13 protein-coding genes and 1 tRNA gene are annotated in these 13,665 nt (G+C 64.0%); 10 read left to right on the forward strand and 4 right to left on the reverse strand.

Annotated features, from left to right (window positions below):
• On the forward strand, positions 1-347 hold a 347-nt coding region (locus tag PFX91_RS21105; protein WP_285734531.1), incomplete at its 5' end, for a transposase.
• Positions 348-424: 77 nt separating this feature from the next.
• On the opposite strand, the gene PFX91_RS21110 is transcribed toward PFX91_RS21105, so the two are convergent.
• Positions 425-880 (reverse strand): GatB/YqeY domain-containing protein, encoded by a 456-nt coding sequence (locus PFX91_RS21110; protein WP_285734533.1) that lies wholly within the window; start codon positions 878-880, stop codon positions 425-427.
• A gap of 97 nt (positions 881-977) precedes the next feature.
• Here PFX91_RS21110 and PFX91_RS21115 point away from each other — a divergent pair, with 97 nt between their 5' ends.
• Both PFX91_RS21115 and PFX91_RS21120 read left to right on the forward strand, forming a co-directional pair.
• Complete coding sequence (locus PFX91_RS21115; RefSeq protein ID WP_285734535.1) at positions 978-1,898, forward strand: metallophosphoesterase; 921 nt, start codon at positions 978-980, stop codon at positions 1,896-1,898.
• 51 nt (positions 1,899-1,949) lie between these two features.
• Positions 1,950-2,026, forward strand: a tRNA-Pro gene (locus tag PFX91_RS21120).
• Between the two features lie 326 nt (positions 2,027-2,352).
• Here the strand turns inward: PFX91_RS21120 and PFX91_RS21125 are convergent.
• Complete coding sequence (locus tag PFX91_RS21125) at positions 2,353-2,784, reverse strand: hypothetical protein (protein WP_285734537.1); 432 nt, start codon at positions 2,782-2,784, stop codon at positions 2,353-2,355.
• Positions 2,781-3,023 (reverse strand): hypothetical protein, encoded by a 243-nt coding sequence (locus tag PFX91_RS21130; protein WP_285734539.1) that lies wholly within the window; start codon positions 3,021-3,023, stop codon positions 2,781-2,783. The genes PFX91_RS21125 and PFX91_RS21130 overlap by 4 nt, the downstream gene beginning before the upstream one ends.
• Before the next feature lie 494 nt (positions 3,024-3,517).
• Here PFX91_RS21130 and PFX91_RS21135 point away from each other — a divergent pair, with 494 nt between their 5' ends.
• The 7 genes from PFX91_RS21135 (at position 3,518) to PFX91_RS21165 (ending at position 12,476) form a co-directional block, all read left to right on the forward strand.
• Positions 3,518-4,933, forward strand: a complete 1,416-nt coding sequence (locus PFX91_RS21135; protein WP_285734540.1) for a helix-turn-helix domain-containing protein — start codon at positions 3,518-3,520, stop codon at positions 4,931-4,933.
• Positions 4,926-5,474, forward strand: a complete 549-nt coding sequence (locus PFX91_RS21140) for a flavoprotein (protein WP_285734542.1) — start codon at positions 4,926-4,928, stop codon at positions 5,472-5,474. Before PFX91_RS21135 ends, PFX91_RS21140 begins: the two co-directional genes overlap by 8 nt.
• Before the next feature lie 32 nt (positions 5,475-5,506).
• Entirely contained in the window at positions 5,507-5,962 is a 456-nt protein-coding gene (locus tag PFX91_RS21145) for an NUDIX hydrolase (RefSeq protein ID WP_285734544.1), read from the forward strand.
• 49 nt (positions 5,963-6,011) lie between these two features.
• Positions 6,012-6,323, forward strand: a complete 312-nt coding sequence (locus tag PFX91_RS21150; RefSeq protein ID WP_285734546.1) for a flavoprotein — start codon at positions 6,012-6,014, stop codon at positions 6,321-6,323.
• 314 nt (positions 6,324-6,637) lie between these two features.
• Positions 6,638-7,897: a HEPN domain-containing protein gene (locus PFX91_RS21155; protein ID WP_285734547.1), complete on the forward strand. Its 1,260-nt coding sequence runs from the start codon at positions 6,638-6,640 to the stop codon at positions 7,895-7,897.
• A gap of 1,576 nt (positions 7,898-9,473) precedes the next feature.
• Complete coding sequence (locus PFX91_RS21160) at positions 9,474-10,829, forward strand: DNA cytosine methyltransferase (protein WP_285734549.1); 1,356 nt, start codon at positions 9,474-9,476, stop codon at positions 10,827-10,829.
• Between the two features lie 348 nt (positions 10,830-11,177).
• Positions 11,178-12,476, forward strand: a complete 1,299-nt coding sequence (locus PFX91_RS21165; protein ID WP_285734551.1) for an ABC transporter substrate-binding protein — start codon at positions 11,178-11,180, stop codon at positions 12,474-12,476.
• Between the two features lie 251 nt (positions 12,477-12,727).
• On the opposite strand, the gene PFX91_RS21170 is transcribed toward PFX91_RS21165, so the two are convergent.
• Entirely contained in the window at positions 12,728-13,246 is a 519-nt protein-coding gene (locus PFX91_RS21170) for a lytic polysaccharide monooxygenase auxiliary activity family 9 protein (protein ID WP_285734553.1), read from the reverse strand.
• Positions 13,247-13,665 lie beyond the last annotated feature (419 nt).

A 13,665-nucleotide genomic window follows, 5' to 3' on the forward strand; every position in this document is an offset into this window, starting at 1 on the left:
TCGGGGTACTCGAGCAGCTCAAGGCCTTCTACCAGGGTGAGAAGGTGGTGTTGGTCTGGGACGGGTTGAGCGCGCACTGGAGCCGGGACATGCGCGCCTGGGTCGATGAGCAGGACTGGCTCACCCTAGAGCGGCTGCCTGCTTATGCCCCCGAGCTCAACCCCGTGGAGCTGCTGTGGTCAGCGATCAAGACACGGGAGTTGGCCAACGTGGCCGGGGAGCACCTGGCCGACGTCGCCGACGCCGCAGAACGAGGGATCAACCGGGTCTGTCAAGACGGCCGACTCCCCTGGTCCTTCCTGGCTCACACCGGGTTGGAGATCCATCCTTCAACCCCACACAACTAACGAAAAAATCAGTAGCCTTTGGACCCGGCCCGTCGCACCGGCGACGGGCCGGGTCCTCCCCGTGGGGCCACCGGGGGTCAGCCGGTGAGCTGACGCTTGACCTCGGCCGCCACACGGGACCCCTCGGCCCGACCGGCGACCCGGGGGTTGACGGTCTTCATGACCTGGCCCATGCCTTTGGGGCCCTCGGCTCCGGTCTCCTTGATCGCCTCGGCCACCAGCCCGGAGAGCTCCTCGTCGGTGAGCTGCTCGGGCAGGTAGTCGGAGATGATCTCGCTCTCGGCCCGCTCGGCCTCGGCCTGTTCGGGCCGTCCGCCCTGGTCGAACGCCTCGGCCGCCTCACGACGCTTCTTGGCCTCACGGGTGAGCAACCGGGTGATCTCCTGGTCGTCGAGGGTACGCCGGGTGGAACCGGCGGCCTCCTCGGTGGAGATCGCAGCCAGGACCATGCGCAGGGTGCCGGCGCGTACCTTGTCACGCGCCTTGATGGCGGTGGTCAGGTCGTTCTTGAGGCGGTCTTTGAGTTCGGACATGGACCGATCCTACGGCGGCCGAGGTCAGGGCCACCAACGGTTTACGCGCGGTCCCCCGGGGATCTGCGACGATCATCTGCGACGACGAAGGAGGACGATGGGCGCCGACAACAGAAGACTTCTGCGCCGGGCGGGGCGAGCCGCTGCGGTCACGGGGGCGGTCGGAGCGGCGGGACTGTTCTACGCCTCGGTCATCGAGCGCAACTGGTTCCGGCTGCGGCGCTACGAACTTCCGCTGCTGCCGCCCGGCAGCCCACGGCTGCGGATCCTGCACCTGTCCGACGCGCATCTGACGCCGGGCCGCAGGATGCTCATCGACTGGATCCGGGGGTTGGAGGCCTACGAGCCGGACCTGGTGATCAACACCGGCGACTCCCTGGGACACCCCGACGCGGTTGGGCCCTTCATCGAGGCGTTGGGGCCGCTGCTGGACCGGCCCGGCGCGTTCGTGTACGGGTCCAACGACCTGTTCTCCCCCCAACCGAAGAACCCGGCCCGCTACCTGTGGCGGACCAGCAAGGACGACTACAAGAAGCGTCGGGTGCCGGACCTGCCCTGGCGTGAGCTGGGCGCGGCCATGTCCGCGTCGGGATGGCTCGACCTGAACAACCGCAAGGGTTCCCTGAAGGCCGGCGGGCTGGACGTGGCCCTGGCCGGTGTGCACGACTCGCACATCAAGCTGGACCGGTACGACGAGGTGGCCGGCCCCGCGGACCCGTCGGCGGACGTGCGCCTGGGCGTGCTGCACTCGCCGGAACCGTCCAACCTGGACCGGTTCGCCGCCGACGGCTACCAGCTGCTGATGGCGGGGCACACGCACGGCGGCCAGCTGTGCCTGCCGTTCTACGGGACGCTGGTGACCAACTGCGGCATCGACCGCAGGCGCGCGTGGGGGCTGCACGAGTACGAGAACGCGTGGCTGCACGTGTCGGGCGGCCTGGGTACCTCGCCGTACGCGCCGGTGCGCTTCTGCTGCCGTCCGGAGGCGTCCCTGTTGGACCTCGTCGCGCCCTCCTGAAGGCGGGGCCCGAGCACTCCCCGGTGTCCGTTAGACTTGTTCTCGTTGCTTCGGGGTGTGGCGCAGCTTGGCAGCGCGCTTCGTTCGGGACGAAGAGGTCGTGGGTTCAAATCCCGCCACCCCGACCAGACAGAACGCCGGTCCTTCGGGACCGGCGTTTTTGCGTTGGGGGTCGAATAGGGGGCCAGCGTGTGGTCGAGTGACCACGAGCAGGTGGAGAGGGCTCCCTCACTTTCGCCCTCTCGGTGATGACCGGCCAGGGTCCCTTCTCCTGGAGGCCGGTGGTGCGCGTATCGCTGTGGCCGACACTCACCGTTCCGTTCAGACCCGGTGTTCCTCGGGCCATGGGCCGGCTTCCACCACAGGTCTCTTCCCGGCCTCTACGGAGTGGGAAGGGTCCCGCGTGCCCTGGTCCCCGTGGTCTCGAAAAGACGTCAGGGCACGCGGGAGTCTTTCAGTACGGCCGCCAGTCCTGGGCGCGCTGCACGGTGTACACAGCCAAGTTGTGCACCGTCGCCCCACACACCGCCCGACGTTCGGCCTCCACCAGCGCGGCGGCCACCAAGGTGACGTCGTGGCGGGCGGCTTCATCAGCGGCAGAAAGCACCGGGGGCACGACGCGGCGGACATGGTTGCAGACCGCCCCGCCGGCGTCATGGCACAAGCCGACCACGTAGGTCAGCCGCAGACGCCGCAGCGCCAGGGCCGGAGGCAGCACGCACCGATACCGCCGCACCACCGCGGTTCCGTTGGGTCCGGGGGTGGTGGCTTCGTAGGTGATGGACTCCCAGTCCTCACCAGCCACCCGCACCCGCACGCCGTGTTCCCGTGCCCAGGCGGTCAGAGTCTCCCGGTCGACTATCGGGTGGGAGGGGTCGGTGGTCATCGCCGCACCGCCCCGACCGCGATGGCCGTGCGTACCAGGTCACGCAGCTCGGCCATGTCATCGAAGGCGGGGGTGGAGCGGGCGATCTGCACCAGCAGGTCGATCCCCCGCCGGTCCTGTTCGGCCCGCTGCGCCCGGCGTCGTCGTTCCAGGTGCAGGTAGGGGCCGCGGTGGAGGTTGTAGGCGCAGCGGTCGGTGCCGTCCATCACGATGGGTGCCGGTGTGGGCCACAGCTCCACCCGCGCAGGTGGGGGCAGGTGGCACGGCCGAGGGCCGGTGCGGTGGTGCCTGCCGTGTGGTTTCGGTCGGATCAGCCTTACCCAAGCCCGGATCAGGGCGATAAGGTCGCTCACGTCAGCCTGCTTTCCTCAGGTTGGCCGCGCCCCCGGACGCCTTCGACCGCGTCGCGGGGGTCTGTCATGTCATGGATCAGCAGGCGAGTCCGCTGCCAGGTGCCGGAGCCATCGCAGCGGGGATTTTCCCGTGCCCTTGCAGAAGGAGCACACAACCTGGCGCACCACCGGTTCCTTGTCCGTCGAGACCCGGACGACGACCAGACGGCGAGGGCGCACAGACTCCCGTCCCCGACCCCGATATGACCTGCACGTAGTTCCGCTGCTGCTGTCCATGGGCCAAGAATCCCGGTTCAGTTTTTCGAAACCCATTCCTGATCGGGATGACGAAGGGGGATACTGTCGGCTACCCCCTCCACTCGCAGCGCCGAGGAGTCACGATGCCGGGACACGCGCCGGGCCGGATCACCATCCCTGCATGGGCATGGGAACGTGAGCGCACGGCGGAGTTCCTGAGAAGGCGCGATGTCCAAGAGCTCTTCCAGTTCGTGCAGCAGTACGCGGGCGCAAGCCAGATGGCTATCTCCGGAGCCACCGGCATCTCACAGGGACGCGTGAGCGAGGTGTTGAACGGCCGCAAGACCATCACCGCGTTCGAGGTGTACGAGCGGATCGCCGACGGATTCGGGATGCCGGACACCGCGAGAATGCTGTTCGGCCTTGCACCGAAGAACCCGGACACGTTCACTGGGACCACAAGCTCGGCATCCGCCATCCCCGAGAAGCGGCCCGCGCCGAGGAGGAACCCACGTCCCGGGGAGGGCTCGAACGTGCGTCGCCGCGAATTCGTCGGACTGGCAGGAACAGCCCTGGTCCAGGTCAGCACTGGCTCCCTGTTCGACATGGACGAGATCGCCGCAGCCCTGACCCGGTACACCGGGGGCGGCCAAGAGGCAGTCCACCAGGTAACGAGCCTGCGTGAACTTGCCCGGAGGACCCACACGGCCAAGGCCGGATATCAGGCATGCCAGTACACAACGGTGGCGAAGCGGCTTCCCGGGTTGCTGCGGGGTTTGGACGACGCCGTGAGCAGTGTGGAAGGAGACGAAGTCGCACAGGTTCACGCTCTGCGAGCGGAGGCGTACCACGTGGCGGCGAGTCTGCTGCTGAAGTGCGAGGAGCGCGGACTTTCTTATCTCGCGGCAGACCGGAGCATGCGGGCAGCGGAGGCTAGCGAACGGCCAGCAGTCGTAGGTGCCAGCGCTCGGGCCTTCACTCGGGCGTTGATGCGCGAGCGCCACTACAAGGCAGCAACGGAACTGGCGACGAGTACCGCCGAACGGGTGGACAGTGCCATGGACGAGCCCACTCCGGAATCTCTGTCGGTGTATGGATCTCTGTTGTTGAGCGGAGCGGTTTCGGCCGCCAAGAGCGAGGATCGGGGCCAGGCTCTCAGCCTCCTAGACGAGGCCGGGGATGCGGGCGAACGGCTCGGCGGAGATTTCAACTACCAGTGGACGGCTTTCGGCCCCACGAACGTGTTGCTACACCGGGTAAGCGCGGCGGTCGAGATGGGGGACGCGGGGAGCGCAATCGACTGTGCCCGTCAAGTGCGGTTGGAAAATATCGAGGTCATGGAACGACGGGTGACCCTGTTCATCGACGCGGCCCGCGCCTATCAGCAGTGGGGGAAGACCGAACAGGCATACCAGGCCCTCCGCAACGTCGAAGACATAGCGAGTGAGGAACTGAGCGCGAGGCCCGTGGTGCACCAGCTGATCAACGACATACGGAGCCGGGCAAGCGGACATCTCTACGGGAACGTCAGCGAACTCGCGGAAAGGGTCGGTGCCTGATCAGGTGGGAGAGCAGAAGACGCTCTACGTGGTGGTGTGCGCAGCGGGACCGGCCTCGGAGGTCGGCACGCTGGTGGGGTTGGCCCAGGAGCGTGGATGGTCCGTTCAGGTCATAGCCACACCAGCGGCGGTGAGCTTCATCGACGTCGAGGCGTTGGAAAAGCAGACCGGCCGACCGGTGCGGAGTCAGCACCGTGCACCAGGAGACCCTCGCTCTCCCAAGGCGGACGCCATCATCATTGCCTCGGCTACCTTCAACACCATCAACAAACTGGCCAACGGGATCGCCGATAACTACGCCTTGGACGTAGTGAACGAGGCGATCGGACTCGGAGTGCCGACCGTCATCCTTCCGTTCGTGAACTCGGCCTACGCCAGCAGAGCCCCGTTCCGAGAGAGTGTCAGGAAGCTCCGGGCCGAAGAGGTATCCGTGTTGATCGGAACAGAGGCGTTCGTCCCTCACGAAGCTGGAAGCGGAACGAGCGCGTTCGATACCTTCCCATGGCGGCTTGCTCTAGACCAGGCGGAGAACTCCCTCTAGAGCAGTAGAACTAGAACTCAGGTCTGCGACATATGAACCGCGACAGCGACGGACGCTCATCAACCCCGTTGCACTCCGTTTCCGTGGCGGGAGCCGTCATCCGCGAGGACGGACGGATGCTGGTGATCAAGCGCAGGGACAACGGAAACTGGGAGCCACCGGGCGGCGTGCTGGAGTTGGACGAGACCCCCGAAGAGGGGGTTGTCCGTGAGGTTTTGGAGGAGACCGGAATCCAAGTAGAGGTGGAGCGCCTCACCGGCGTCTATAAGAACATGACCCGCGGAATCGTCGCCCTAGTCTTTCGCTGTAAACCCTCCGTCGGCAAGGAGCATCCCACGAGCGAGGCCACCGCCGTCGAGTGGCTCACGACCGACGGGATCAAAGAGCACATGCGCGAGGTCTACGCTGTCCGCATGCTGGACGCCCTAGACCCGAGCAATCCCCATGTCCGCACCCACGATGGAAGGCAGCTGTCCTCAAGCAAGTAAGTACTGACTCGACTGCGATCTAAGACAGAGCTTCTCACAGAAAGGGCCGATGCCTGAGGCCATAATTGACCAGAAGACGCTCTATGCAGTGGTGTGCGCGGCCAAATCGGCATTGGAAGTCGGCAAGATGGTCGACTTGACCCAAGACCGAGGCTGGCCCGTTCAAGTCGTGGCCGCCCAAGCCACTGTCAGTTTCATCGACATCGAGGCCTTGGAGAAGCAGGTCAGGCGTCTGGTACGCAGTGAGCACCGCAAGCCAGACAAGCCCCGCTCTCCGAGGTCTGACGCCATTATTATCACTCCGGTCACGTTCAATGCAATCAACAAAATGCTTATGGGATCGCCGACAAATAGTTTTTAGACGCAGCGAACGAAGCTATTGACATCGGAGCACCGACCACATTTCTGCCGTTCTCAAACTCTGCCTACGCCAACCGTGGGCCATTTAAAGCAAGATCGACAAAATGCGAAGAGAAAGACTGATTTCTCAAATGAAGCAGATGAGTTCAGATCACACCAAGCCGGGGGCGGATCAAACACCTTAGATGAATTTTCACGGAAATGATATCTAATATAATACTCATCTAGAAAATGACACCGTATAGATAAATTCCAGCATCATATCTACTAATTACCCTTGAACAAAAATTTTTCCCAGCATAGATTGCAGGCACCGTGAATTACACATGGGTTAGCGAAGGTGAACTCCTATCCTTGCCTAAAGGAGCCAAGGATGACTTCCTTCAAATGCTCACTGAAGAAGTAGCTTCAAGAATTGGAAAAGGCGGTGCGGGAGCATCTTCTAACCATTCCTCTCCTTTTATCGAAATCCAGGGAAATGCAAACGGAAAACTAACCGACCTTCGGATCATAGTGGCAGCCCCCGCACACAAAGAGAACGAAGTATACATAGCATATGCCGCCGTGAAAGAAGCGCCGAACGAATCGACTTTAGATCAGTATGAAAGCGCCGTCGCAGCGGCACGAAGTAGAATCGAAAGAAACGCTCCATCGATTTCATGGTCTGCCATCATAGGACAAGTTCCAAGTTCTTTGGATAAAAAATCATTTCGCCTAACCGAAGGTGCAAGAATTGAAAATATGGTCCTATCAAGCGATGCAGGATTGATGATTGAGGCAGTACAATCAAGACCCCTTTCATTGACTCGATTCGCAATGGCAGAGACATATCCAATTAAAGTCAAAGGCAAGAGCGTTGGCTACACATGGGAAGGGGCTTCAATAAACGCGGCCAAAGACCTTAACCTCCTCACCTCACTTCTTTCAACGATATGGTGCCAGTTGGTAGATGTGCGAGAAGTCCCCGAAATGATAGCCCACGGCGAGCGCTCCACGCCCCGACATCCAGCCTGGTCAGGTAGTGCCCTATTCGACAGAGAAGAGTGGCCCTGGGAGGTGGACGAGAGGGGAATTAGAGAAGTGACCTTACCTGATTATGCGAGTGCAGCATGGAAGAAACTGAAAAAAGAGAAAAAATTGCCGCTCGCACTCGATTCATTCAAGGAGGGATTGCGTTGCGAATCCACGAGTCCAAGTTTGGCTCTGATTTGTTTTATTGCAAGCATCGAGTCCATATCTCAAAAAATATTCAAAACAAATAAATGCAAGACATGCGAGGGGCGCAGATTCATATCATCTAAATTCAAGAGAACGCTTGATCTTGTCGTCAAAGACGAAAGAACAAAGAATCTTCTCGGCAGTGCATATAATTTGAGGTCAAGGACAGTCCACGATGGTAAGCTTCATGGAATTGAGACGACGCCATTAAACCCAAGATCTAGCTTTTTTGAGTCAAACTCAGAGCTAGCATTTCAATGGCAGACCGTAAGTCAAATGAAACTCGCAGCACAAAAACTTCTGGTGCTTGCTCTGAATAGTGAACTGCCTCCCAGGAGGACTTTTTCTCCTGAATGAAAGGGCCGCCAAATTAGGCTGTGTGGAACCAAGGCTACGGCGCGAGCGCCGTAGCAGCGGCCTTCGGCCCCCGCTCGGGCTGCGTGCTGACGCCCAATCCCGAGCACGGCCGACGGCCGTACTACATAGCATCATGACGCAGTCCGCAGACAAATGGTTGCCGTTCGAAAGAAATCGGCTGATGACGTGCGCAGACTCCGAGGTACCTGGTAGCGGAATGCGACCGTCATGGGTGACCGTCACCAGCACTACCAGGCACCCCGGCCCGAAACCGTGGTTACTGCATAAGGTACATCCCCACCAGAGCTACGTGCCTCGGGTCAGGAGCTCCAGCCAGATGGTTTCCCTTACAAGCCGCCGCATCCGATGACCACCGACCCAGCCCGCACCCAGCGGCCCCAGCCACCTCTGGTCAGGTCGTTGACATGTGCCCGAAGGCGGCTGCCGTCCTTGACGAGATCATCGCACTCAGCGCAGAAACTGGGTCCGATTCCACTCCTTACGGGCCTGCCACCACCCGGAGTGCACCGCAGCGGCCCAGGGACCTGTCGTTCGACCTGCACGCACAAGTCGATGCCCTGACGGGCACCCCGGCAGTCCAGCCTTACCTTCACGTGTCTCGGGGACATAGTCCCTCCCCTTCCGAGCGCGGGCCGAAGCAACGCGGCTGCGGCTCGTAGACCACTGCTCAGTACTTCTGACACAGGATCAACTGCTCTGCCCAGGACCGTACGAAGCAGGTGTGACAATTTGTGCCTTGTTCACATAACAGGAACAGATCTGTGCCACACAGTGCGGGCAGCAGGGGGAAACCACAGGGAATCACGGGGAGACGGACCGCGTCAGCGCATGTAGGAAAGTCGCGAGGCCACTTGCCTGAGGCGTTCTCGGTTTCCCAAGCTGAAGCTTTGCGCGCCTCCGTCAGGAGTAGGAACCGCCAACCGTTTCGATGCACATTCAGTGCACATGGCTCCAAGCAAGCCCCGGAAGCGGTGGGAAGCATCTGGGGAGAACGCCGAGTTCAGGGGCGATTTCGGGGAGCCAGCCACCGGTCACCGCAGGCCCCCGGCACTGGAAAAGGTTGTGGATTCACATCTCGTCACCCTGACGAAACAGGACTCCGGTCCCACAGGACCGGTGTTCCTGCGTTGGGGACCGCATAGGGGGCCAGTGGGAACCTCCCGGACCACACAGGTTCCGCCATGAGATGTCAAAGACCCCCGTGGACGAACAGCCTGCGGGCATGCGCATGGCCGAAGACCTTCCCCATGAGCGGCCCTTGTGACTCGGACCCATCCCCGAGAGTGGGACTCTCGGCGAAACCATCCAGCGCGGCGGACACCCACATCGAACGCGCGTCGCGGTCCGCCTGCTTACGGCGACACGGGCTGGCCCCGGCCATCAAGCAACGACGTAGGACGAGACCCACCGGACCCAAGGCCCCCCCGAAGTCCCTCCCACATCCGGACGACGGATGTCGCGGCCTTGGACACCACAACCCCCTCACCTCCTCGATGACCAGCACTCTCCTCCACTCTCCTCGCTGGTCCCCCACCCACCGATACACTTCGACCTCATGGAGAGTCCAGGAGAACCAGCGCACCCCTTCCACGGAGTCCGTGCCCTGGACCTCTTCGCCGGCCCCGGTGGACTCGATGTGGCGGCGCACTTCCTGGGACTCAGGAGCCTGGGCATCGAGTGGGACCGGAACGCGTGCGAGACGCGCTACGCGGCCGGTCTGCCGACCATCCACGCCGACGTGAGCGTCATGCGGGAGAGCCGCTTCGACGAGATCCCCACCTCGGTCGACGTCCTCATGGGCGGCCCTCCCTGCCAGTCCTTCTCCATCGCGGGGAGCGGCGCGGGGAGGCGGACCCTGAACAAGGTGCGGGAGTTCATGCACCGCCTCGTGAAGGGGGACGACGAGGCCGAGATCGACCGCGACCTGCGTTCCTTCGACGAGGATCCGCGCACCGCCCTGGTGCTGGAACCACTGCGATGGCTCCTCAAGGCGATCGAGACCAGGGGGCGTGACCCGTACAAGGTGATCGTCCTGGAGCAGGTGCCTTCGGTCCTGCCGCTCTGGCAGGCCTACGCCGAGCTGCTGCGCAGTGGGGAGGGGCGGCTCCAGGGCGTCAAGTACGAAGCCGAGTGCTGGATGCTGAAGACCGAGCAGTTCGGGGTACCGCAGACACGCAGGCGTGCCGTGCTCGTCGCCCGACGCGTGGGCCTGGGAGCCGTCAGTCCTCCCGAGCCGACCCATCTCCCCTTCGCCCTGCATGGGCGGAGGAACGACGCCGCCCGGATCGGCGTGGCCGCCGACGAGCCCACCGACGAGCCCACCGCCGAATCCACCGACGAGCCCCCGACACCAGGCACCAAGCCCTCCTGGGTCTCCATGGCGGACGCCCTGGAGGCGGCGAGCGCCCCAGAGGACTCCCCCGTGGACGGATCCCGGTTCCGTACCGGCGACCGGATGCGGTTCTTCGTGGTCTCGAACTACGGCTCGGGAGGAGATCCGAAGAACCGCGGCCGTCGTCTGTCCTCGGAGCCCGCCTTCACGGTCACGGGGAAGATCTCCCGGAACAAGGTGTACCGGGACGACGCCGAGTACCGGCGTGGCGCGTCCGACCGCTTCACCATTCCCGAGGCCGGTGTGCTCCAGACCTTTCCGTACAACTTCCCCTGGTCGGGGAAGGACCAGGCCCAGCAGGTGGGCAACGCGGTGCCTCCCCGCCTGGGCATGCACGTGCTCGGAACGGCTCTGCGTGGAACGCCTCCGACGGAGGAGGAGTTGGCCGCCGCGACCACCTGGCCGACCGTGTCCCCCGCGACCGTCGAGGAGTTGCGCGCCCTCGGGTGCGGTGACGGAAGCCAGTGCCCTCCCCCTTCGCACAAGGTCGTGCGTCCTCCCCGAAGCACCGCTCCTTGACCTGAGGCGGGAGGGGTCGTGCTCCACACCTCCCTTCCGCCCGGTGCGATCGCGCCGATCACGGCCGGGAGACCGCTCCCCACGCCCGCGCGCCCTCGGTGACGGCGGTCGCACCCCTGCGGAAGAGGGCTCCCCGACCTCAGCGGCACCACCGCTTTCCCTCTCCACGCCGCATTCCGCCCGTCCTCGCGTTCTCCTTCCCGAAACTTTCGGTAGCACCACTCGCGATCATCCATGGTGAGAGCCACCCTTGACGGAACCCCTCCGGAGACCTAGCGTCTTCCTTCACGAAAGCTTCCGTTCTTTTTCGATAACTTTCGGTTCCCCCAGCGAAAGAACGATCGAGCAATGACAAGCACCTCCCAGGCGCGTGCGATCGGCGCTGCCTTCCTGACCCTGATCGTGCTCCTGGCCACGGCCTGTACGTCGGCCTCCTCCGATGACGAGGTCGACGGCCTCCGGGTGTGGGCCCTGGAGGACGGCGCGGTGAACACCGTCCTGGAAGAGAGCATCGAGTCCTACAACGCCTCTCACGAGGTCCCCGCCGAGCTCGTCACCTACGTCAACGACTCCTACAAGGAGACGCTCCAGTTCGCGCTCAGCTCGCCCAGCGGCCCCGACGTGTTCTTCAACTGGGGCGGTGGCAACCTCGCCGAGTACGCGCGGGAGGGGTGGGCCGTCAACCTGTCCGAGACCCTGGAGAGCCGCCCCGAGTTCCGTGACGCCTTCCTGACCACCGTGCTCGACGTCGCCAAGATCGACGAGTCCTACTACGGCGTGCCGATGCTCGGCGTCCAACCCGTCGTCCTCTACTACAACAAGGCGGTCTTCGCGGAGGCCGGCCTCGAACCGCCCCGTACCTATGACGAACTGTTGGAGGCCGTCGACGTCTTTCAGGAGCGGGGGATCACGCCCGTCACCCTCCCCGGCGCCCAGGGGTGGACCCAGTTGATGTGGCTGTCCTACCTCGTGGAACGGCTGGCGGGCCCCGAGGCGTTCCAGGCCGTGGTCGACGGCGAGGACGGAGCCTGGCGTTCCCCGGCGATGCTCCAGGCCATGCGGATGTGCCAGGACCTGGTCGAACGCGGCGCCTTCGGCGACGACTTCGCCTCCCTGGACTACGACAACGGCAGCGCCTCGGCCATGCTCGCCCACCGCGAGTCCGCCATGTTCCTCATGGGCAGTTGGGACGTCTCCCGACACAAGCAGGACAACCCCGAGTTCCTGGCCGGTGGCGACCTCGGGTACGTCTCTTTCCCCGTCGTGGAGGGAGGGGAGGGGGAGCCCGGCGCGGTCGTCGGCAACCCCAGCAACTACTTCTCCGTGAACGCGAGCAGCCCCCGCGCCGACGCCGCGATCGACTTCCTGGTGGAGACCGTCACCTCCGACGAGTACGTGGACGGGCTCATCGCCGCCGGGCAGGTACCCCCGATCCGGGGTATCGAGGACCGGCTCCAGGAGAGCGAGCACGCCGATTTCGCCGTCTTCACCCACGAGATGGTCTCTGAGGCACCGAGCTTCACCCAGTCGTGGGACCAGGCCATACCCTCCACCGCCGCCCAGGTCCTGCTGACCAACCTGCAATTGCTCTTCCTCGGCGAGATCTCCCCCGAAGACTTCGCCCGGGACATGGAGAGCTTCCTGTGACCGTCTTCCTGGGACCGTCCTTCCGGTGACGGGGCCGCCGCTGACGCGCGCACCGGGGAGGAACCGTCCTGCGAAGGCCCGTCCGGGGAGGGTCGTCCGGCCAGGGACCCCCGGTGGCCCTCCGCGGATCCGCGGGTCGTGGAGCGGTCGGCCCGTGGGAGGTCCTGACGCCGCCGCGAGCGGCTTCGAGCGGAAAAGGCCGTGTCCCCGGCCGGGGAACGAGGAACCGGGCCGGGGACACGGGGCACCCGTCAGCGGATGTTGACGTCCACACAGGCGTAGAAGGCGTTGGCGGTGTCGGCGACGTTCCACCGGGCCAGGATCTTGTGGTGGCCCCTGTAGCCGGACAGGTCGACCGTGTGCTGGAAGGTCGACGGCGGCTGTGCGCCGTGGTCCTCGAAGTTGGCGATGCGGTGGCCGCCGATGAAGTACTCCCAGTTGGCGGTCGAGTGCCTGGCGGTGATGGTCCAGGTGAAGGTCAGCGAGGTGCCGACGTCGGTCACCCGCCAGCCGTAGCCGTCGTCGTCGAGTTCGGAGAACCGGCCGTTGCCCCCGGAGCAGCTCATCAGACCCTTGGGACCCTCGACGCTCTGCGGCTCCCACCGGATACCGCCGCACTCGACGATGCCCGCCGCGCACTGTGCCTGGCGGCTCATGGGGGCGGAGATGTAGCCGTGCGCGTTGGCCACGCCGGCGGGCATGAGGGTGAAGGTGAGCGCGGTGGCGGCGGCCACTGCCGCCAGGGAGCGGATTCTGCTGCGGATGTTCATGGGAGGGGGCCCTTCTTTCGGGTCACGGATCCCGGGTGGGGATGCGTAGCGGGGTGACCCGGACCGTTTCCGGCCCAGGCGGGCGGAGGACGTTCGCCGGGGGTCGGATATCTCCTCTGCGAACGTCGGACGGCATTGTCCTGGGAATTCCGGTGCTCCCGGATTTCCTTCCGCCGGTTGTCAAAAACGTAAAGACCCGGTCACTACACGTCAAGGCCCCTGTTCCGTGAGGAGAGGCGCTGTCGGGCCGTTCAGACCGAAACCCGCAAAACCGCTTCACGCACTGGTACTGCCGTGGTCTCACCCGCCATTCCCACCTTCAACTGGAAAGACTCCTTTCAGTTAGGTGCCGTGGTCTGCCCGGCCCGGTGTCGAGAACGGCACGGAAAAAGCCGCATCTATCCCCCGAGATAGATTTC

Source organism: Nocardiopsis sp. ATB16-24, from assembly GCF_030271535.1.
GTDB lineage: Bacteria > Actinomycetota > Actinomycetes > Streptosporangiales > Streptosporangiaceae > Nocardiopsis.

What these genes read in the sequence shown, in the direction of transcription:
- PFX91_RS21135 (WP_285734540.1), top strand. Translation starts at nt 3,518, where the DNA reads ATGCCGGGACACGCGCCGGGCCGGATCACCATCCCTGCATGGGCATGG.
- PFX91_RS21115 (WP_285734535.1), top strand. Translation starts at nt 978, where the DNA reads ATGGGCGCCGACAACAGAAGACTTCTGCGCCGGGCGGGGCGAGCCGCT.
- PFX91_RS21110 (WP_285734533.1), bottom strand. Translation starts at nt 880, where the DNA reads ATGTCCGAACTCAAAGACCGCCTCAAGAACGACCTGACCACCGCCATC.
- PFX91_RS21165 (WP_285734551.1), top strand. Translation starts at nt 11,178, where the DNA reads ATGACAAGCACCTCCCAGGCGCGTGCGATCGGCGCTGCCTTCCTGACC.
- PFX91_RS21160 (WP_285734549.1), top strand. Translation starts at nt 9,474, where the DNA reads ATGGAGAGTCCAGGAGAACCAGCGCACCCCTTCCACGGAGTCCGTGCC.
- PFX91_RS21145 (WP_285734544.1), top strand. Translation starts at nt 5,507, where the DNA reads ATGAACCGCGACAGCGACGGACGCTCATCAACCCCGTTGCACTCCGTT.
- PFX91_RS21125 (WP_285734537.1), bottom strand. Translation starts at nt 2,784, where the DNA reads ATGACCACCGACCCCTCCCACCCGATAGTCGACCGGGAGACTCTGACC.
- PFX91_RS21170 (WP_285734553.1), bottom strand. Translation starts at nt 13,246, where the DNA reads ATGAACATCCGCAGCAGAATCCGCTCCCTGGCGGCAGTGGCCGCCGCC.
- PFX91_RS21150 (WP_285734546.1), top strand. Translation starts at nt 6,012, where the DNA reads ATGCCTGAGGCCATAATTGACCAGAAGACGCTCTATGCAGTGGTGTGC.